Source organism: Psychrobacter raelei, from assembly GCF_022631235.3.
GTDB classification, from domain to species: Bacteria; Pseudomonadota; Gammaproteobacteria; order Pseudomonadales; family Moraxellaceae; genus Psychrobacter; species Psychrobacter raelei.
Genome location: NZ_CP093310.2, coordinates 1,825,820 through 1,848,405 on the forward strand (window position 1 = coordinate 1,825,820; position 22,586 = coordinate 1,848,405).

Genomic DNA, 22,586 nt, shown 5'->3' on the forward strand with positions numbered 1-22,586 from the left:
GTACGACATTTAATCCGTACGACATTTAATCCGTACGACATTTAATCCGTACAATATTTAATCCGTACAATATTTAATCCGTACAATATTTAATCAGTACGACATGAGTATTTAGCTCAAGAAGTAATCATCGACATCATCAACATTTTTTAAGATTTTATCTTCCTCAACTCCATAGGCCCGAGCCAAATCTACACTTCGAGTCAACAGGCTCACATTCAGATCAAAATCAAAGGCCGTCACGGTTAAATCGCCCAGCTTCCTATACTCTGTTAGGATATGTGCTACCACATGCTGATATTTGGCATCTAAGTTGGCCGTAAACGCTGCCATCTTTTTGTTTAAAGCAGCTATCGTCTCTCCAGAGTCAACACCCATTAAGTTGACCATCATTTGACCCGCCAAGGAGCCAATGACAGCACCCAACACAGGAACAGGTATCAGCGTTTGTCCAGCAAATGTGGCCAACCCAACGATAGAGCTCTCAGCACAAATCATTAGCCCCATTGACGTGAAGTCATCTAGGGTAATCTCACCCTTATTATAATCACTGAACAAGGAGGCAATGCCTTTAGAGGCACTGACCACAGCACCAGCAAAGGGAGCTGATAAACTGGCGTAATTGGTAAGCGAATACATAGCAGCACCTGATACACCGCCTATGACCGCCCCTTTGGCCGTATCAAGACCCAGATCTTTCCAGTCCTCTGCCGTAAGCTCGCCTTTAAAGACGTTTTTGCCGTCTTTGTAATGCTTATAAAATCCGGCACCCAAAGAAACCCCTGCACCTACCGCTGCGGCAATCCCTGTCGCTTTAGCACCTTCTGCAAGACTTGGTTTGTGCTCATTAACGATGTCTTCTTTTATTCGCTGATTTTGCTGCTCTAAGTCTTGTTGATGGGTATCAAGCGTCCCATGCACCGTGCCTTGTTGAATCTCAGCATAATCAGACACGCCTGGTTTAACCACCTCATAAAAACCTTGTCCAGTACGGCTTTCTATCTCCGCAATATAACTTTTAATGCTCGCAATTGTCTTGGCGTTGAGGTTATCGACAGGCTCACCCTTTAAGATTTTATCAATGACATCGAACTGGTCTTTGGGTATGTGATAAAAGCCCTTATTACTGGTAAAGTCTGGGTATTTATCTAAATGACCCACAACGCCTTTACCTAAAGTGTTGTTGATACCGTTATAGAACTTAGACTGTACCTCAAGATTATCCAATTTATAATCTGCAGGCGCTAAACGACCCACACCATCAAATGTCGCTACTTGCCCGCCGCCCTGTAAATAAGAGCGCGCATTTCTAATGCCGACTTCTACTTGCTCAGCAATCTCCCCATGCTTGGTACGATCACTGCCCAAAATATTTTCAGGACTTCCAACGAACAATCTGACTTTATCGACTTCATTGACCGCCTTTGCAAAGTGAGAATCCTGTTGTAATAGGCTCGCGACTTCATCAGCCCGCCTTTGTGCATTGATATTATGCACAAAGGCGCCAATGGTCTGGTCCTTGGCGTAAGTCACTGACATATTATGCATCTACCTTCTTGTTCAATAATGCCGATAGCGAGTTGATATGATTCACTAGCGCACCCAGTTTTTGCTTTTGCTCAGCGTTGAATTGCGAGTAGTCTTGAATAGGCATGGCTTCAAGTTGATCTAATAGCTCTTTGGTGCCATTAACATGAGTCTTGGTCAGATCTAACAGCTCTTTGATTTCAACCAAAGCCGCTTTTAGCGACTTGTCCAACACTTTAATCTCCTTGCGCTTCGCCATGGCCTCTTCGCCAATTTGCTTGTTTTTTCGAGCGGAGAACACACCAGTACCCAATAAGGAGATACCTCCAATCGCCCAGCCCACTGGTCCTGCTAATGCGAGTAGTGTCTGACCAGCAGCCATACCAGCACCACCTGCCGCCAGTGCGCCACCGCCAAGCCAAGCAAGCGCAGCATTAGTCGCTGCCGCACCTGATAGAGCTGAGATTGCAGTACCGGTTGAGGCCACGCCAAAGGTAGTCGCCACGCCCATAGCTGCAGTCGGAGCGAACGCCGCCACCCCAACACCCGCTGCCACGCCAGCGCCAGCACTAAGACCCGTCTTAATATTTGCATCGACGGCATCTTCACGCAAGTCATCAATGACTTGACTGAAGCTTGAGAACTCCGCTTTATACTCTGCAAAGCTTTTATCCAGCATCTTTGGTGAGTTGGCTAGGCTATTAATGTATTGCTCGACCTCAGTGATGAGTGTCTCTGAGCTGTCATGACGCAGCTGCATAAGCTCAATAGACTGTTTAGCCACTTTTTCAGCTCTGGCCTCATACTTTTTATGAGCACTTTCTAATTTGGCTATTTCTTCCTTTTTAAAATCACTATTAAACACAACACTCTCCTTATCGATGTCTTTATTTATTGGTTGTTGTTTTCAAAAAACGTCCATGCAATCGCATAGTCTTCTTCACGGTCGGGCTTAAAGAAAGGCGCTTCATAGACAATAGTACGCTCTACTGGGCCGCCAGGTTGGGTGTCATCCATATAGGTCTTGCTCACGGTATCGCCTGCTTTTAGGTCTTGAATGTCATTCCAACCTAAAGCAATACCGCTATCCTCGCGTATGATTGACTTATTATCACCACTCTCATCCTCAGTATCAGCATATTGGGTAATGGCATAGCTAATACCATCATTTAAGTCTGAATTACGCGCGGTACGCGGTAAGCCTACACCGACTAAACCTTTACTTGGGGTAAATACAATTCGACCGTTTTGGTCATACCAAGTGTCGGCTTCATATTGACGCATCACTGGAAACTGCACGCGGTAAATGGTCAACAACTCTTCTAGTGTCATGCCAAGCGCTTGTGCTACTAACACATCAATCTCTACCAGTGCTTGCCGGCGGGCATAATCTGTACGCAGCGCACAGTCGCGTTGCCATTTAGGGGTAAGATTTTTGAAAAAATCTTGTGGTAATACATTTGCGCTGGGATGCTCGCTGTCAGAGGCGATACTCCAACTTTGTATATTAAATCTTGGGTTCCAGCAGGCCTTCCAAAGCTCAGCATAACCATTAGTTAAACAACTTAATATCAATGCTCTACTATGCAATTCAGCTCTATACTTTTCATCTGCTAGCACAGGCAGTTGGTTTATAAGGGTTGTATTAGCATGTCCCATTCCTGTACTTTTAACACGATAATCTACTGCTACAGATAAAGTCATGACATAATAATCGAGCATTGTTGTCAGACTTGCGAAAGCTGTAGCTAGGCACGTATTAATATGTGCTATTTTTTTAGGTATTATTGCCGTAATGAGTGTTCGTTCCGATGATGGCCCTATCATCTCTCTATTCAATACTCGGTAATACTCGATAACAGGTAAAGAGGCTGTATTACCTGTATCAACCCAACTTACTTTTGGGGTTCTGGCTCTATATTCATCTTCAGTACATGCTGGTACATAGTTAGTACGAGGCAGATATTCATCTGGAATTGTTAATAGATCAACAGTACTATAATCACTACTTAGTTTGCACTCTTCACGTGGTGACTTATAAAGAGGATTACCGACGAAGAAATGTGGCCCTGACATTATCCATTTGCCATTACTATCTGGAAATATAGTTTCACGCAGAATCGTGCCATCAACCTGTGCTGTAGATTCGTTCCAATGCTGAGTTGAGAAGCAGCTACCTTGCAAGTCACCTAATCGTTTTGGATGTTTGGCAAATTTCTTAAGAACTTCCAGCAATTGGTACGCATGTAATGCTGGCAGTCTTGCCTCAAGTGCAGAGGTACCACTTTCATCATAGATTTCTGAAAATAAAGATAGCTCATTTTCTGTAATATTAATAATACGGTCTTTGTGTCCTTTTATATTCCAAGACGACTTAACAATACCCTTATTTGTAGCAACCTCTTCCTTTAAACCTGGTACTTCTCCTTTGCCATCATGCAAGAAACAAGCATCTATAGTTTTCGGGAGAAATAAATTAGCAAGGTTTATAAAGCGTGGCGTGCTCTTGCCCTTCCCATATATATTAATACTATATGTAGTTGCGTGATGAACCTCAGAAAACAAAGATAGCTCATTGTGAAACTGGAAGTGCTGGCATAATCTGAGGTATATCTCTCTCCTTAAAGATCTAGCACTTGGATCATCATAAACTCCTTCTGGATGTAAAAAACCACTTACACCTTCCTCACTCGTGTTGTTCCATGCTTGCGGTAAAAAGCACTTATAAAGGTTAGCTTTTTGTCCTTTTAATAATGGATAGTTACTTATATCACCAATAAAGCTTTGTGAACCCGAACTTTGTTCATATTCAGTTCTCCAAGATATTTTAATAACCTTATTTTTATCAAAAATATTATCTCTTAACTTACTTGCTTTATTGGCACTGAATTTACGTAAAACTAATAATGGCTCAAAATCTCCCAAGACTGCACTAGAATTCCAGTTAATCTGCAACCAAGGCGGATTTCCCAGCATCAAGTCAAAGCCGTCACTTTTCGCAAACACATCGGCAAACTGTAGCGTCCAGTGGAAGAATTTATGCTCATCGGCAAGCTCTTCAACCAATGCCAAACGCGGGAAAGCCTGCTTGAGTAGCTTAGTATCAACCACACCATATTTACTGACGAAGCGCTTGCCCTCCTCTAAGTTCTGCGTCTCTGCAAACAAGTCTTGCTGGCTGCCTGTCTGCACCCCAATGGTATCGCCCAGCAGTAAGCTTTCTAATTCAAATAACCACTCATCACGACTTGGCAACTCATCCGCTTGCTCAATCGGCCAAAACCATAACGCACACCAATAGTCCATCGCCAGCTTGAGACGACCAAAGGCGCTACTGTTGCTTAGACCTTCGGCATACAGCTCTTGGGTCAACACCTGATCTTTATAACCCAGTGAGGTCTGGGTACGGCCTGTACTGGGCATGCCATAGATATCGTAAGGATCAGTAGTCTTTTGACGGATGTTGCGTTGCTCTCTGGTGTGCAACTGCCACAATTCCTCAACTTTCTCACTGATCGCCTTCAGACGGCGCTGCTCCTCACCATCGAGTGGCTTTAAGAAGTCTTTGCGCCAGTCTTTGATGGTGTCAAACTGCTTAGGATATAGGCTCTTTACTTCCCTATCTTTATAATTGGCCATGCCCTCTGCAGGCAGTAAGAAATGCCAAATCTCATCTTCCGCCCGTGGCTGGTTCATTGGCACTGCTTCTGGGGCGTTTTGTAACCACTGCTTAGAGTCGTTCTTCTTAGCACCAGTCTGAGTCAACTTATACACTTCACGGCGCGCCCCAATCAAGGAGTTACCGTTATACAGCTGCATCCCAAACCAAGGCACGAAGCGGTCCGCCGACAAGGCGTTTAGCCACAACGACACTTCTGCCAGCTCTACCGCTACTGGGTTTAAGTCAATACCATAGACGTTGTTATCCGCCAGATACATTTTGACTTTTTGTAGCTCTTTGACATAGTCTTGCTGGGCAATACGCTCATCTCGTGCGCTTTGCATCAGCTCCAGATACTTCTCAGCAAGCTGGTTGATCGCCTCGTTTAAGAACGCTGCGCTCCCCATTGCCGGCTCACACACCGTAAACTGCAGTAGCTTCTCTGCCCGCTCTTGATCATTGGCCAAAGGCTCAAGCTGCTGTGCGTACAGCTCTTTTAGCGCATATTTCACCAAGCTCTTGGTCAATACTTCAGGCGTATAGTAAGACGCCGACTTCTCACGGTCACGGCCAGCCATACGGTAGATAAACGTACCTTTGGGATATTTTTTTAGCTGCTTATTACCATATTGGTCAGCGGCCTCCTTTTCATAGACCTTCTCGTCTTCTTTATACTGCTCTAAGGCTTCGGCATTGACGAAGTAGCCGGTGTCTAGGATGTTGTATTTATCGCCGGCCTTTTTGACCTCATACAAGTCTTCCTTAGCGAAGAAGCCGCGATAACTGAGCAGAGCTTCATAAACTGCACCCAACTGGTTAATGCCCAGCTGTGCGTATGAGATACGGCCACGGCGCTGCTTACCTTTGGCAGGGCGGCTTAACGACATCAGCTGGATCACACGCTGCAATAGATGGTTGGGGAATACCACTTTGCTTAGTAGATTTGTCTTATTGGGGTCAAATAAGTGCGACTTGAGTGCCGTCATGGTAAAGGCATCGCGGCCTGTCTGCTGCGCGGCACCAAATATATCGCCCTGCTGCTGCTCAGGCGTACCGTCCGATACCAGTGAAAACAGAATATTCAACGAGTCGTTAAAGTAGCGACCTTGACGCTCTTGTTCATTGGTCAATGGCATCAGCTCAAGCTCACGCAAGTGCTCTAACGAGTAGCCTTTGAGATACACCTCACTGCCGGTTGGCGCATAGCCCAGCTCAGGACGCGCTTCAATATAAAACAAAAATAGCAAGCGGTACATATACCGCAGACACTGACGCGATAAGTCATCAGGATCTAGCTGGTTTTTACCACTAAAGATGCCTTTTTTATTCTGACTGGCTTGGGCAATTAGCTGCTGTGAAGCCTCGTTACCCAATAGCTCGATACACTCACGTAGGGCGTACTTTAGATCCTCTGATACGCCATAAGCATGCTTGTGCGCATTCTCATCGAGCGTGTCCAGTAGCGTTTGACCTTTAGCATCCAATAACGCCTGCTTATGTAACAACACACTGGCTGCCTTTAGGGTATCGATCTCACGACGACTCAGAATCTCTTTCCAATCGAAGCGGATTAAGCGGTTTTGGGCATATTTACTACGGTCAATTAATAGCCACTGATATGGGCTGGCGAGAATTACCCAACGCGGCGGTAAGGTCTGACTAAATACCGCATCAGACATCACTTTTTGCCAGCTGTCTTGTAAGATAGGCTCTGAGGCGTTGCTTTGTGCGGGATAATCAGCCATGCTTTGTAACTGCGCTGCATGAATAGGCAGTGCCAAAGGATCACTGTCTGTATCATAGTCGCCGCCTAATGCTTGAGCTTCTATGATCCATAGCAGTGGCTCGCCTTGGCTGTTTTTTATCTCACCCAGTAGTGGCAGATAGCTTTGAGTGTGCTCGATGTACTGCGCACGAGGCGCATAAGGCAGATTAAGGATAGACATTAAGTCTCTTAATATCTCACGCCCTAATATTAGCTGATCTTGGGTTGTTTGCTTATGGCCATACTCATCAAGTAGCAATAAGGTGTCTCGGGCACTTTGGGCAATGCGATTCCAAGGCGTGCGCCAAGCATTTTTTTTGTCCTGCTCCGTTATCGCCTGCTCTCTAGCATTGGTTTCTTTTTGCTGCCAGCTTTCTTGAAGCTCTTTGACATCACTATCGCCAGCGAATATCTCAGCCATATAATGCTGACTATAAAAATCATTTTCGTTACTGATGCCAGTTAGGTTCATAGCCCTGCTCCTGTCTCTTGATGGGGCATGCCGGTAAAGACTGCGGCGACTTGTATGTAAGGTTGTTTTTCTATGAGCTGAGTATTCTCTAACCATTCAAAATAATCGTCAAAGATACGATTGATTTCGCTTTCTCGGTTATGACGCTTCGTATCTTGCTGATTGCCGCTCAGTCCCTCTAGGTCAAGCTCTAGCTGATAGATGTGCTTTTTCTTTAGCTCATTTAAGGCATCAATTTGAGTCTCTAGGATAGAATTACTGCTCTGCTCGTACTGTATGCGCTCTTGTTCCAGCTGTTGTTTGGCATGATTAATTGATATAGGTAACAGCTTAGATAAGGCACTGGTATCACTACTGCGACCTGGGTTAACCAGTCTGTTTAGATTCACTCGTTGTAAGAACTCACTTAGGTCACAGCTGTCTACTACTTGATTGTCTTGGATATGCACTGCACACCAGCTTTGTAGATGCACCTGCCCGCGGCGGTTGGGAAATCCACCATGGAGTAAGACCCAGTGCTCATTTTGACTCAGTTGCTGCGGCATACGAATAACAGGTGCAGTATGGCGACCAAAGGCATTCAGCGAGCGGTCATACAGCCATTGCACTACTGGATGAAGCGGCCATAGATAATGAATATCAGGCCAGGGCGTATCTTCTTCTCGGCAACGCTTGAGCTCATCACTGATTCTGTTACTGTCACTGGTCAATACAAAGCGGTCATCTTTTGGCCACACTTCTTTTGGCAAAAAACGGCGGCGCTGCTTCAGATCACTTGGGGCAGTTAAGCGCAACATGTCATCATCCACACTTACTTGTAAGGCAACGCCTGCTTCTTCCTGTAGCCAGTTAACCGCAGCGGTGGCATACTCTATATCGCTATTAAAGATTTGTGGCCGATTCCCTAGCATTTCCTCAACCCCTAGGTTTTGAGCAGTGGGTGTAAAGGCGTCCAGTATATCTACAGGCGCTTCACCACTCTCGTCACTAACACTAAAGAAGTCTGCTAATAGATCATCTAAATCCTCTGCCGCATTATTTCGCTCAATAAGCTCAGCGGTAATGGCCTCACCTTCTTCTTTACTGAACTCACTTGGGTCGCCAATGTTCTTACCCGCCTGTGCATCTTTTTCGATCAATACCTCCAAGATACGGTTATCGCCTTTGATTTTTTCGTTGGCACTATCTGTCAGCAAATATCGAATTAGCGGCTGCTTAGTTTGACCATAACGATCAATACGACCATTACGTTGTTGGAACACCATTAATGACCAAGGAATATCAAAATGCACCATGCGATGACTCAAGTGATGCAGGTTAATACCCTCTGAGGCCACATCTGAGCAAAGCAGTAATCTTGCAGGATGATTACGTTGGTTAAAAGCATCTACCGTTTGCGCCAACTCTTTATCACTCATATCTCCCCGTAAAATAAGCACTTGATCTTTTTTGAGCTTAAGGTCTTTCGGAAGATTCTGCTCTAGGAAGGCAAGCGTAGGAATACTCTCTGTAAAGATGACCAGACGATCTGATGGGTCCTTTGGGTCCCAAGCAAACTGCTCGCCCTCGGCAGTATCCTCTTTGAGTAAGCGAACCAGCTGCTGATATTTGGTAAAGCTCTTAATCTCGATATTCTCGACAGCCTTAGCCAATGTATCCATCTGGTTTAAGTCGCTTTGAATATCGGTGCGCTTGTCCTCAGATGACTCTTTTTCTAATCGAGACTGCAGACGCTGCGATCTATTTTTTAAGGTACTTAATAAAGCAGCTGGGCTTGAAAATAGTGCTTTGGTTAGCGTAGTACGGAACAGCTGCCCTGCTCCCGCTCCTTTTAAGGTTTTGAACTCTGTATCTAATAAGCTGTGATAGGCTTGCTCTTCTTGCAAGCTGGCCGGAGTTTTTAAGGTATCGATGTCTCGATCAGGGAAGCTATTACTAAGCTGATCGCGTATGTCCTCCTTGAAGCGGCGCACGACAAGTCCCTTATCACGGAAGTCCTCTTTGGCATAGTCAGAAGGATTGGCGATAGCCGTAGGATCTAGCATATTCATAAGACTAGCGAAGCTCTCAGGCTTACCATCATGCGGTGTCGCCGAAAGCATAATTAAGGTGTCAGACCGTGTGGAAAGCAGCTTGGCCAGACGCGCCCGCTGGGAGTGACTGCTACGCTCAGCGACGTTATGTGCCTCATCAATGATGATGATGTCCCAATACGCCTGCTCTAGATAGTGACGATAGTCTATATCCTGCTTGAGGGTATCAATCGAGATGATCGAGCGATCAAAATAGTGAAAAGGATTGTGATTGGTCGGAATACGATTACGCACTCGTTGTAGTCCTTGAGAGTCTAGGCGAGTCAGACCTATGCTAAAGCGGTTCCAAAACTCTTGTTGAAACTGTGTCAGCATCGACTTTACAGCGAGTACCAAAATGCGCTTACCTTTTCCTCGGGCTATTAGCTCACTCACTAATATACCTGCCTCAAGCGTCTTACCTAGACCGACACTATCAGCAATCAAGATACGCTGACGGGGTTGTTGCAAGGCCTGACGGGCTGGTCGGAACTGAAAAGGCATAATATCTAACGCCGCATGTTGGCCCAGATATATCTTTTCATCGATAGGAGGCGCTTGTCTTATTAGCGTATCGAGATAAAGGCGACTGGCACGATAGCTACTGCTTGTGTCGTCAACAAGCTGAGTATCTTCTGGTGCCAATATACGAACACTTGGCTCAATCTTAGTCAAAAAAGAGACTTCACGTCCTCGAACCAACTCAGAAAGCCCTTCACAGGTTAGAAGATAACCCCCATCTGAAGTGTGATCAACGCGCTTGATTCGCCATTCGGCATCACGAATCTCAACACGAATACCGGGCGCATAACGTTGCGACATATAGGCTTTCCTCTTTTTATTTTTGACTTTATCGGTATTTATTACGCTTTATATTACGCGCACTACTACAAACTCAAGCTTGACTACTATAAGGCAACTCTATTCAAAGTCAGACACTCATAAATCAGCTTAAACCCTTATTTAATATATGTATTATATTATGCCATCAAAAAAACTACAGCTGTAAAATATAATGAAATGCCTCTAAATATCAGGCACGATTCACACGCTTTTTATCAAGCAATTGGTTAACAAATTTTTTTAGTGACGCCGATTATTTCAATGATGCTAAAGTTGCTATATTTACCCAGCTTATGTCTGAGGGCATCAGATATTTATTTGAGTTTAGTGCCATATACTCTGATAAATGTGAGTCTATTTCTTTCACCACTTGCTTGCATTGATCTTTATCAAGAAGTGGTAAAGACTGTTCCACCTCTAATGATTTCTCCAAAAATAGCGCCAATGCCCCTTTAGGGTTCACCTTAACATCACCCTCTGCCCGGCAGCAGATACACAGCTGCTTTTTGATAATATTGCCTTGAAGGTCCTGCCACTTCATTATAGACGTGTTGATTTGACTATAACGACTATCTTGAGCATTATTGACTACCGCAGATAACCCACCAAAATCGTAATCTGTTGCCTGATTAATGAAGTGTTGAGTAATAGGTGATGATAGGTCTAGTAAGTGGGTATCTTTTCTATTAGAGGCAACGACTCTATCCGTCGTTGCCTCTAATATTGAGGCTTGTCCTAAAATAGATTTAAACTTAGCCTGATAGTTATCATTAAACCTAACTCTTATGGTTTTTTTCTCTGGATGATTGGTATACTCGATATCGTTAATTTCGAGCATACCTATCAAGAAATTATGAATATGACTGGGTGATACAGTCACTTCAAACTGTAGCTCATCAGAGCTACTGGTTGCTGCATAGTCTAGTATTTCTCTTTGCTTTATCACTGACGATTTTGCGTTATCTAGCGCCTCACTCACACGTTGCTCTGTGCGGCTGATGCCAAGCTTATTTAGATTTGATAAGACCTCTTCAACATCAATTTGATTGGCCACCTCACCTAATATTTCATCTTTTAGTCCTTCATTAAATTCACCCTTATGCAAGGTTGATAGATCATTTACGATCCGATCAATCCTGTCATACATCGAAACAATCAGCTTTTGATCCAAACTATCAGGTTGGAATAAGTTAAAAATAGCGACTCTCTTTTTTTGACCATAACGATACAGACGACCGATTCGTTGCACCAGTCGCATGGGGTTCCATGGTAGATCATAATTGACCATGATATGACAGGCTTTTTGAAGGTTAATCCCCTCGCCACCTGCCTCTGTTGAGATTAAAAAAGATCCTTCTGACTCAAAATGTTCAATCGCTGCTCTTCTTTCATCATGGGTCATAGAGCCATTAATAAGACTCACTGACGCATCGCCAAACGTATTCACAAGATTATCTTTGATATAATCCTGCGTATTTCGGTATTCACTAAATATTAAAACCTTCTCTTCTGGGTTATTTGCTAATATCTTGTCAATCACCTCTGATTTGAAATACTCAAATTTCTTATCGTTATTTAATAGCTCATTACTAGACATAATAAGCTCTTGTAATAACTGTAACTCTCCATCAAAGAACTCTCTATCTGGGTTATGAGCATGCGTTAGCATTCGCTCTTCGTTTTCACCTGCAAAGCGTTCATCAGCCTCTAACTCAGTTAATGAGTCCACTATGGCATGTAGCTCATCCCTACGGTTTTCTATTTTTGCGATACGTCTTAATAACGCTGATCGAATGGCTTTTATGCTTGAGGCAGCAAGTTTTCTATAGGTAGTCATCACGAAGCCAATGGCTCTTGCCTGTTGGTTTTCACCCTCTGTACTGGCTGAATATCCTAACTTAAAGTATTGAGCGAGCTGTCTTTCAAAAGTTTTAAACTCAGGAGAACTAGGGACACTTACGGCATTAACCGTTTTACCTTGAAATATAAAGTTTCCTTCAAGATCAGTGACATCTGCTTTATGGTTCCTAAAAACCATATCTCTAATAATTTCAGGATTAATACTCAACGACATTAGTTGATCTCGCCTTTCAGGTCTCAGTAGCTCTAATAAGGCTATAAACTTGTCTTGCTCTCCTTGGTGTGGTGTCGCACTCAATAGAATTAATGATTTGGCTTTATGCCTCAGTTTTTTTGCCAATGTAAATCTTTCAGACGCCTTATATCTTAATCCATCTTGCTTACGACTAAGACGATGGCCTTCATCAAATATTACCAAGTCCCAAGGCTCAGCAGCCAACAAGAGATCAATATGGTTATCACTTTTCAGTCTATCTATTGACCCAATGACACAGTCATGAAGCTTCCATTTGCGTAATTGATCCGGGGGAATTGTAAAGTCCACACCATATATCTCAAAACCGTCCAAATTGAATTTATGATATAGCTCTTCTTGCCACTGCCTTACTAAGCCCGCCGGTGTGATTAATAGTATTCTTTTGGCCACATTTCGTTGTCTAAGAGCATGGATAATCATGCCCGTTTCAATTGTCTTACCTAGACCCACATCATCTGCAATCAGCCAGTTTAGGTTACCTGAAGATAGGATGTGATGTACTAAGTTAATTTGATGTGGTAGTGGGTCGATATCTAAATGTGAAAGTGATCCTGTATTCTCGTTCCACAGCTCAATGGCATGTGCTAAGGTTTTTAATCTTAGTTTCTCAGCTTCCGTATTAGATCGACTGATGTCTCCAAATCTGTATCTTGTTTTGGCATCTTTTACTAACACCAAATGTTGATACGGCATCCATACCTTACGATTGCAAGCCTTAAAGTCTACTAAAAACTGTTCAAAACCAGCCAGCATACGTTGCTGAACTACGGTACCTTGACCTAAAGATTGATGACCTATATCTGGGGTTCTGTCTAAGACAACATGTCCCACTTTAAGCCCTGAGCTTAATTCAGGCGCCTTTGGATTAACCGTTGTTTGAGCATTATCTTGCCACTTAACAATAACCTCATTATTTTTATTGCTTCTAACTCTTCCTAATCGATAAGAATCATTTAACTTATACTTCACCAAACAACCCGGTACTGGAATCAAATCATTTGCCATAGCTTCAGTTATCCATAGATCTGCTTAATTAATTTTATGTATACTTAGATTTAGTCACCATTTATTTCTCTAAGGCGCTCTTGCATACGCTCTTCTGTCCAATACTCATAGGGGTCATCTATTCCAGCCTCATATAGACCATAGTATGTGATATCTTCTTGTAGCCTTAATCCCAAGATGTCTGTAGAGTCTTGCCATTCATCTGGTGTCATCTCATTAAGTGCAAAAACGTACGTATATTCTGAGGGTAGTACCCGTTTTGGCTCAAAAGCCCATGTCCAGATGAACTTTAGAAATGTTTTATAAGCCAATTTTAGATGCAACTTAGACATCCAAAACTCATAAAGACGATTTAGTACCTCTTCTATTTCTTCAGCATCTGGATCACTCTTAAAGGCTCTGCTTATACGAAAAGCAACATTCCAAGACATCACTTCATGGTTTAGCGTGAAATCCTCACAGTTTTTATTATAAGAAATCCAAAAGTAATCATTGATTTGCCAAATTTTTTTAATGTCATATACAACGCGTAATTCCCCTGGTTCTAAGCCATAAGAGATAAGTCTCTTTAAGGCAAACCTAGTCGGCCCCCAACCATAATCTATAAACACAGTGGTAACCATATTAAGATCTTTTGTAGGACACCAGTCTACTTGTTGAACAAACTCAATAGCTTTTTGTCTCGCTCTTTCTTCTAAAGTAACAACATCTTTAAAATACTCTGGCTCAATATTGAAGTCATAGTCACTATCATCTTCAAATAAGTAACCAAGCTCTTCAGCATCAACAAAGCTATCTATCCCATGAACCTCGTCATCTTTATTCTTTCCCAGATGCTCATACTCGCTAACACTCTCGCTGTCATCTAAGTAACCTACTGCATCAAACGAGTCTTCATCCTCATCAATATCAACACTAATGAAATCAAGAAATTCATCCTCAGCTTCTTCATTGCTGTCAGACACAGATATCTCTGGAATTGAATCATCGTAAGCTTCGAGATCTAACTCAGCATCTTCTTCCGTATTGGTAATCGAGCCAAGATCAGAATGAGCATCTGCACTGCTACAACTGTCAGAGTCACACGTTTTTTCAAAACTTCTTTTTTTATAAGCAACGTTAACACCCTCAATCTTCTTAGTAGTCACTTTTGATCCTAAAGAACCTAAGATAGATTGAAAGTCACTATCTTCCTCAGAATCATCAACGCATACTTGAGTATCTTTACCAACATGATCTTCAAGATCATTTTCTATATGATATGGCTGTGCTTCTAAGTCATTTTCATTGGCCTCATAAACCAGATTATCAGCTTGTAAAGTGTCACTTTCAGTAATAGCAAATAAATCTAACTGGATTCCTAGTCTGCCTAGATAGCCATCTTGATTTGATACGTTAGATTCCAATGTTTTTTTATTAGTATCGAGCTCACGTATCTCTGGTTCATCTATGCTAGCACTACCAGAAAACTCGTCACTAATTAACTCATCTAGCGAGTTGTTTAAAGGATAATTAAAGTAGATATCTAAAAAGCTTAAACTAAAACTTTCTTTCAAAGCATTATAGATATCATCCACCAAGCCCAAATCATTCCAGATTTCTACGCAATCATTTAGGCAATCAAAAAAAGAAATTGGGTTTCTACTATGCTTCAGAGAATTAATAAGATACTTATGTGTCTCGTCATTGAAGCTGATTAAACTATCAATTTTGCCTATCAATTTATTCTTTTTCTCAGGATCATCAAAAAAGTCTTTTGGAGCACCTTGAAGCATTCTACTATCCTTATAAAAACTTAAATTCACTCTTTACTTTACCTATGCTAGAACAATGACAGGCTCAAGGTTTCAAATATACGTTAAAGAATAATATGAATTGTATATTACATATCCTAACCGTGATTATGAGTAAGACATAAGCTACTTTAATCGTAGAATATGACTATTTAGCGAATAAATAAAACACGTTGTCATAAAACCCATATAGGATGTAATGATATAATTCAAGATAACAAAAATTGCAAAAATAAAATAGTTTATCTTTAAAATTTGCGTCAGCAGATGTCGTTTATTTTCTAATTTATATTAGAAAGACCCATAAGGATATTTTGATAATAGAGGATATATAATGAGCTTTATTGACGTTGAGCCCACTTTAGAAAATTACTGATTGAATGCTTTGATAAAAAAGTGAGTTTGGCATGGTCAAACTAAACCATGCTTTGGACCAAAAAAGAGCTCTGACCTAATACAATCAAGTCAGAGCCTTTTATGAGCGAATCAATTACTAGAATCCTCTAGCGTTATCACTGTCAACGGTATAGAAGATATTAAAAGCGCTATTTGCCCCAGTTTTTATCTGCTTACCGGCTACTGTAGCACTGGCCTCAAAGTCCACCCCGCCCCCTGCACTTTCACCACTGGCGATATTGGGTAGGGTTAATGAGCGTATGGTTACTTGTTTATTAGTAACTGGCGCATCTGCTTTGGTAAGTTTTTGGCCGCGTGGTTTGACCACCTCTCCTGCTGCTAAGTCCTTATTGACATCATCATAAATAATATCGAAATCTAACAACTGCGCTTGATCAAGTTTTGCTTGACCATCTACCACAGGAATACCCACCAAGGACTTGCTACCACGGTGAATCATTCGATTCTCAATAACCTGCCCATTATCCAGCTTTCTACCTTCTGCTGCTACTGAGTTGGTTCGCACTATGAACATAACTTTATAGCCTGGTACTGCAGACTCTGCTTTTCCATCAAAAATATCTGCCACCAATTCTGGTGAGTTCTTCGCCTTATTAACCACGATACGGGCAGAGTTTTCGTAAACAGGATAATCCTTGCCATCAATGGTCAAATAACGCGTGTCTTTATAACTGCTTTGCGTACTCATTATCCCATGGGTCATAGTCGTAGAGGTTGCGACAGGCGCATCGCTCACTACGGATGTCGTACTTTGACATCCAGCGGCTCCTAGAGATAAGAAAGCGATAGATAAGAGTGACGCAGCAGACAGTAGCGTATTGCGATAACCTGAGTGTGGTGTTGTTAACATATTTTAGTCTCATAAAAAAAGGGGTTATAACATAAAAACGTCCCAAAACAAATGATATTGATAACTATTATCATTTGTTTTATTATTACTATAATGTTACAGATTGTCAACTCTCTACGCAGCTTAAAGTTATTATTTTTGACTCTATTGGATGTCAGCGCCCCTAACCTTATTAGATAGCTGGGTTGTTGCCAGATAGGTTAAATCTTTTGAAGGATTACTCATGTCAACAACGCAAGCCAACCGATCGATAGCAATGATGATGGCGGTTTTAGGAGCAGCAATGACGCCCAGCCATGCCAAGCCAGATTTAACACAGACAACAGATATGACGCTGCTCAGTGCAAAAGATACAGGATATAAATTTGTCTATCGTGATTTTAGCGCAGTAGCCCCTAAGACCTCACAGCAAGATAATTTGGCCGCGATACAAGCTTATGCCAAGCCTCGTCATTATCGAGTATGGCTGGCTGTTCCTTGCCAACCAAGCTTGTCACCCTCCCAAGAGTGTTTAAGCGCCGCGACCAAAGTACTGTATATGCTTGATGGCAATGCTGCTATTGATGATTTAGACCAAGAGACACTGCACGCTTTATCTCAGGCTCAATCAAGCAATATGGCCCCAGCCTTAGTCTTTATTGGTTATCAGACGCCCTATCGGTTTGATGTGGATGCCCGAGCTTATGACTACACGCCGCCTTTATTTGATGACACTCATGAGCAAAAACAAAGCAGCGCTAATAGCAGTAAGGCATTTCAAGAAAAAGGTAGAGCGCGATTAAATGGCGGTGCAGAGCAGTTTTATGAGCTTATTGAACAAGAGATAAAACCTTGGGTCTATGAGCAGCTGGGCAATAAGCCGACACAGGAGGCGATCTGGGGGCACTCTTATGGTGGTCTTTTTGTGTTATATACCTTATTTAAGCATCCCCAGTCTTACCAGCAGTATTTTAGTGCAGATCCCTCATTATGGTGGCAAGATGGTGAGATGACTCAGTACTGGCAGGCGTTTCAAAACCAGCCTACAACGCAGCTATCTACCCTCTCAACAACCAAGCAGTTACGACTTACTTTTAGTCAATCACAGCAGCAAGATGCGCCTGTCGCTAATACTTCCACAGCGAGCACAGCCGCTGTCAGTGGCCTAGATAAAAATGAGTTTGCCAATAATATCTGTACCATGTTTCAAAATAACGCGAGCTATCAGTTTTATAATGAGTCGCATGGAGAGTTATTTACCACCTCCCTGCTTGACAGCTTACAGCGCTTTTGACACCTTCTTGCTATCATAAAAAAAAGATCTGAACACGTGGTCCAGATCTTTTTATTCCATTAACAGCTGACTTTTAACGACTAAAAATCAAAACTGACATCAAATATATAAGCTCGGCCTGGCTCATTAAAGGTTCGAGCACCGGCATTGGTTCCTGTGCCCTCACGCATGATTTGCTTGTCAAATAGGTTTTTGATGCCTGCACCCACGGTGATCATATCGGTTAAATTATAGCGGGTGCTGATGTTAGCTAACGCATAAGGCTCGCGGTCTAACTTCAAGGTAGTCAGCTCATCGCCTGTCGTGACAGAGACTTCAGGGGCTTCAATAGCGCCATAATAGCTGACACCAAAATCAGCATTCCAGCGAGGCGTAATGTCCCAGTTTATATTGGAGTTCACCGTATATTTAGGAATTAACGATAGAGGCTCGCCATTGTCTTTACGCTCTGAGCGAATATTACCAGTTAGGTTGGTTGACCATAAGATATTATCTGTCACAGGGACTTTGACAAAGCCCTCTAGCCCTTCAATAATCGCCTTTCCTTGGTTCTCCCACTGGAAGACAGAGCGCTTAGTAGCTGAGTCTACTGCTACTCGGTTGATACCAGCGCCAATACGGTTATCGTAAGCGTTATGATAATAGGTTAAGCCGGCATTGAGACCTGTACCATCTTCATAAGTAAACGTCAGCTCTTTGTTCCAAGAGGTCTCATGCTCAAGCTCTGAGTTACCCAGTACCTGACAGCCTCGTTGATCGGTAGGCACCCAAGAAGGACAGCCATTACCCTTTGTATAATAAATATAGTTGGGGTCTAATCGGTATAGATCTGGCGCCTTGAAAGCGCGACTTATCCCTGCCTTTACAGACCAATTGGGGCTAAAATGCCACGTAGTATTTAGACTCGGTGACCAGTTGCTACCGGCCTCACTATGATAGTCATAACGTAGTCCAGGAGTCACATACCAATCTGGAGTGAGTTGATAGTTATCCTCTATATAAGCACCAATCAAATAAGCATCCGACTTTGGATCGCGCTTAGCAGGGTCGGTTTCTACATCGCCAAAAGCAAAGCCATCATCAAACGTCAGCTCAGATACCCAGGGGTTATTTAGCTTTTCGCCCCGAAATTCAGCGCCTGCAGTTAAGGTGTGGTTGTCATAAAAGATATCCCACTCTGATTTGGCATTTAGCGTATCATAGGTCGCTTTTTTCCAGTTAAAGCCCTCTCCCTCAGGCGGCGTTTGAATCTGTCCTTCAACACCACCTGCAGTACCTTCAGCCAAGCGCTCATTATCGGTACGACTGAACTCTAGATAACTATTGCTACGGGCATCATCGTAATTGCCGCGATGGGTGAAGGCTGCACCATAGCGGCGCATCTTATTGGTAGAGTCACCGGCCAATAAATCCACTAAAGTATCATTAACGTTTTGAAACTGCGAATCACCTGCCCAGTGGTTGTCTTGAGTACTATAGCTCACCTCAACCCCGACAGTATTCATGGCATCTACGGCATATTCGAAAAGCTGACGCACATCTATATTCTCAACGCCTTCAACACCGGCCGCCACAGAGGCTGATGGCCCATCACGCCCCTCCACAATTTGTGCATCCTTGGCATTGATATAAGGATCATCCCCGTCGCTATCGTGGTAGCCAAGTGTGGTACGGAAGGACAGCTTATCGCTTAACGGACCTGCCATATTTATATTGGTGCGCCAGTCTTTGCCTTCCAAGTCACTCTCTGGAGACTCGTAATGGCCCGTGATTGAGAATTCTTTTTTTGTGGGAGATTTGGTAATGATATTCACGACACCGCCCATACTACCAGACCCATATCTGGCTGCAGCAGGACCTCGTAATACCTCAATACGTTCGATAGCACTTGGCGGCACCCATTGAGAATCACCGCGTGTGTCTTGTTCGCTGGCTCTACCAGGTCGAACTGCATTGCGAGAAGTCACAGGGCGACCATCAATCAAAATTAAAGTATTGTTAGGTCCCATACCGCGTAGGTCAATCTGGCGCTGGTTACCCCGCTGGCCGGAAGTTGAAGAACCTGACAGATTAACGCCCGGCATCTTACGTACAATTTCTGCGATATCATTAGAGACTGATGCTTTTTTAATAGCCTCTTCACTGATAACGGATAGACCGGCAGCTTGTTCAAGCTCCTCACGAGCCGCTTTCACCACAATAGCGTCAAACTCAGCAGAAGGTGTGTCTTGTGCGTCAGCGGTTTGTTGAACGTCAGCTTGCTGCACCGTAAGGTTATCGCTTTCAGCCGCATAAGATGTGGTACTAAGGATAGAGGCAATACTCAGGCTAAGCAGTGCTTTTGGTGTAATTAAATGAGCTCGTTGTTTTAAGTAGAGGTTTTTTGATTCAAAGAAAGCGGACAATGTTGGCATAAATGACAATCCTAATCGCACTTAGATACTATCAATACTTTTCAACAATACCGTTAGATTGCGATCGCTTACCCTGTGCTTAGACTGTAGCAAGATAAGTAAAAGTCAGTTGAAATAATAGCGTATTGATACCCACAATTTTCTCAAGACAGTCCACCATCCCACTGTATAGAACAGAAAAAATGGTAACTGTTTGATAATAAAGCAGGCATACTTTAGCAACATTTTTGTAATATTGCAAATGGTAATCATTATCATTAGCTTTATTGTTTATGATAAAACTTAAATTTTTTTTGAATCTCGGCTAAAAACAATGGATAATTAAATAGATATTAAATCTAAGCTTAAATAACATTCCCATAATTATGTCCAAGGATGATAACCAATGAATACTGTGATAAAAAAAGCCGCCACCTTAACCCTAGCACTAACCTGCCTAAGCCTTACCATCCCAGCTTCTGCCACATTAAAATCCTTTTCAAACGACGATGCTTGTGGCTTTAAAAATGAGAAAGGCCAAGTGGTCGTGCCGGCCAAATATGATTTTTGTGGTGATATCTCAGACGGTATGGCATACGTGGGTAAATCTGCGAACAACCCTGATAAAGATGCCTACTATACCGGCTATATCAATGAGTTAGGCAAATTAGTCATTCCCGTTAAGCTTGATACCCAGATGTTCTATCCAAGTATCATCTTTAGAGATTTCCACGAAGGTGTAGTAGCAGTCTATAAAGACGGGCCTATGGGCGAAGATGGTAAATATGGCTATATGAATAAAGCTGGAAAACTGGTTCTTCCTTATCAATATCAAAAAGCTGGCGACTTTAATAAAGCTCGTGCTGTCGTCTGTAAGAATGACAAATGCGGGGTAATTGATAAATCTGGCAAAACCGTTATCCCCTTCAAATTCAATGATCTAGAGGACTATTCTGATGGTTTGGCGAAGTTTAGCACAGAGCCATGGGGTCAAGGAAAGTCAGGCTTTATCGATACTAACGGTAAGGTGGTAGTCAGTGCTAGATGGGATGCTGCGATGCCTTTTTCGCAAGGTTTAGCTGCTGTTCGAGTCGGTGATTATGAAAATGGCAAATGGGGCATTATTAATAAAACAGGCAAGGTAATTGTGCCACCTATTTATGACAATGCCTATATCGAACCTGAAGGCGACGCTATGGATGTAGATGGCGGGGTTTATGAAAATGGCATTATCAACATGTATAACGTCGGCAACAATGGCTCTGTAACCCGCTATACCCTTAACACCCAAGGCAAGGTCATTAAAAAGAAAGTCTTCTCAGACTGGTATGATGCACAAGCAGATCTTTATCGTTAAGGCCACGCTCTATCTACTTTCTTGCAAATGCGCGTTTTGCTTATGATGCTTGACCATATATTTACCAAGCAGTGGTAAGCAAAACGCCGGCAACTGAAAGGCGCCTAATAATGGTAAAAACAAAGCACCCATAAACGGAACGGTAATAGTATAAGCCAGTAACACATTACGCCCACCACATACTATGGCTGCGACAATGGCATTCTCATAGCCAAAGCGCCGATAGATAACGTAAGCGCTGAAATAAAACAATAATGCCAATACAGAGCTAAGCGCTAATAAAGATAGCGCCTGCCACGGATCTTGATCAAAGGTACCTCGAAACCCTGCCATGAGCCCCAGCGGAAAAAGCATGAGCAGTAAGATATTGAACTGTCCAATTTTGGGATAATAGCGGGATAAAATGGTGGGGGTAATGAAGCGGCGTGCCAGCACAGCCAAGCCCATCGGCATGATTATATACACCACCAAGCGCTTGACATAAGTCGCCAGATCTAAATGAGCATGTTTATCCCCTAACGCCCACAATACACCCAGTAGCGCACACGGCATTACCAAGGTAGCGGCAATGGTCTTTGCCATAGCCAGCTGAGCATCAAACCCCACCGCATTGACCAGTGCGCCACTGCCAAATAAAGGCGCTGTGGCACCAAGCCCAGCAATGGCCAACAGCAAATCACCTCGCACACCCAGCAGGTAACTTATGAACACCAGTATTAGGCTCATGCCCGCACTTTGAAATACAGCAAAGCCCCACACATAGCTTGTTGCAATGCGCTTGACTAATGCGTATTGATCAATACCCAGCAACGTAAAAAACATCAAGAAGAACAACACTTCAGGCAAATAGGCCAATACCGCATTGGATAAACTTGGGAAAATAAAACCCACAACTGCGCAAAGTGGCATAATTAAGGTGCTATGACGCGCAATAAAACGAAGCATGGCCTTGTTCCTAAAACGTATATTCATCAACGCTTATTTAGCCTACTGCCTGTGTGATACACATCAAAACAGCAGTAAGGTCTAAGCAATTCTTATT

Annotated in this window: 11 protein-coding genes; 2 read left to right on the top strand and 9 right to left on the bottom strand. The window is 42.9% G+C overall.

Going from position 1 to position 22,586, the window contains the following annotated elements; all coding sequences use genetic code 11:
- Positions 1 to 111: 111 nt before the first annotated feature.
- The 7 genes from MN210_RS07745 to MN210_RS07775 form a co-directional block, all read right to left on the bottom strand.
- Positions 112 to 1,539, bottom strand: a complete 1,428-nt coding sequence (locus tag MN210_RS07745; RefSeq protein ID WP_338411983.1) for a hypothetical protein — start codon at positions 1,537 to 1,539, stop codon at positions 112 to 114.
- A 1-nt stretch (position 1,540) separates the two neighbouring features.
- Positions 1,541 to 2,392 (bottom strand): hypothetical protein, encoded by an 852-nt coding sequence (locus MN210_RS07750; protein WP_338411984.1) that lies wholly within the window; start codon positions 2,390 to 2,392, stop codon positions 1,541 to 1,543.
- Positions 2,393 to 2,418: 26 nt separating this feature from the next.
- On the bottom strand, positions 2,419 to 7,425 hold the full coding sequence (locus MN210_RS07755; RefSeq protein WP_338411985.1) for a hypothetical protein: 5,007 nt from the start codon (positions 7,423 to 7,425) through the stop codon (positions 2,419 to 2,421).
- A complete protein-coding gene (locus tag MN210_RS07760; protein WP_338411986.1) occupies positions 7,422 to 10,319 on the bottom strand; it encodes a DEAD/DEAH box helicase in 2,898 nt (965 codons plus the stop codon). Before MN210_RS07760 ends, MN210_RS07755 begins: the two co-directional genes overlap by 4 nt.
- Positions 10,320 to 10,593: 274 nt before the next feature.
- Positions 10,594 to 13,461 carry a DEAD/DEAH box helicase gene (locus MN210_RS07765; protein WP_338411987.1) on the bottom strand — a complete coding sequence of 956 codons (2,868 nt, stop codon included), beginning with the start codon at positions 13,459 to 13,461 and terminating at the stop codon, positions 10,594 to 10,596.
- Positions 13,462 to 13,511: 50 nt separating this feature from the next.
- Positions 13,512 to 15,236, bottom strand: a complete 1,725-nt coding sequence (locus tag MN210_RS07770) for a hypothetical protein (RefSeq protein ID WP_338411988.1) — start codon at positions 15,234 to 15,236, stop codon at positions 13,512 to 13,514.
- A 511-nt stretch (positions 15,237 to 15,747) separates the two neighbouring features.
- Complete coding sequence (locus MN210_RS07775) at positions 15,748 to 16,521, bottom strand: hypothetical protein (protein ID WP_338411989.1); 774 nt, start codon at positions 16,519 to 16,521, stop codon at positions 15,748 to 15,750.
- 223 nt (positions 16,522 to 16,744) lie between these two features.
- On the opposite strand from MN210_RS07775, the gene MN210_RS07780 reads away from it, so the two are divergent.
- The gene (locus MN210_RS07780) at positions 16,745 to 17,794 is read left to right on the top strand and encodes an alpha/beta hydrolase (RefSeq protein WP_338411990.1); all 1,050 of its coding nucleotides are present in this window, start codon (positions 16,745 to 16,747) and stop codon (positions 17,792 to 17,794) included.
- Positions 17,795 to 17,874: 80 nt separating this feature from the next.
- On the opposite strand, the gene MN210_RS07785 is transcribed toward MN210_RS07780, so the two are convergent.
- Complete coding sequence (locus MN210_RS07785) at positions 17,875 to 20,208, bottom strand: TonB-dependent siderophore receptor (protein WP_338411991.1); 2,334 nt, start codon at positions 20,206 to 20,208, stop codon at positions 17,875 to 17,877.
- A 385-nt stretch (positions 20,209 to 20,593) separates the two neighbouring features.
- On the opposite strand from MN210_RS07785, the gene MN210_RS07790 reads away from it, so the two are divergent.
- Positions 20,594 to 21,544 (top strand): WG repeat-containing protein, encoded by a 951-nt coding sequence (locus MN210_RS07790; protein ID WP_338411992.1) that lies wholly within the window; start codon positions 20,594 to 20,596, stop codon positions 21,542 to 21,544.
- Between the two features lie 9 nt (positions 21,545 to 21,553).
- Here MN210_RS07790 and MN210_RS07795 read toward each other — a convergent pair whose 3' ends face one another.
- Complete coding sequence (locus MN210_RS07795; RefSeq protein ID WP_241878138.1) at positions 21,554 to 22,489, bottom strand: lantibiotic ABC transporter permease; 936 nt, start codon at positions 22,487 to 22,489, stop codon at positions 21,554 to 21,556.
- Between the last annotated feature and the right edge of the window lie 97 nt (positions 22,490 to 22,586).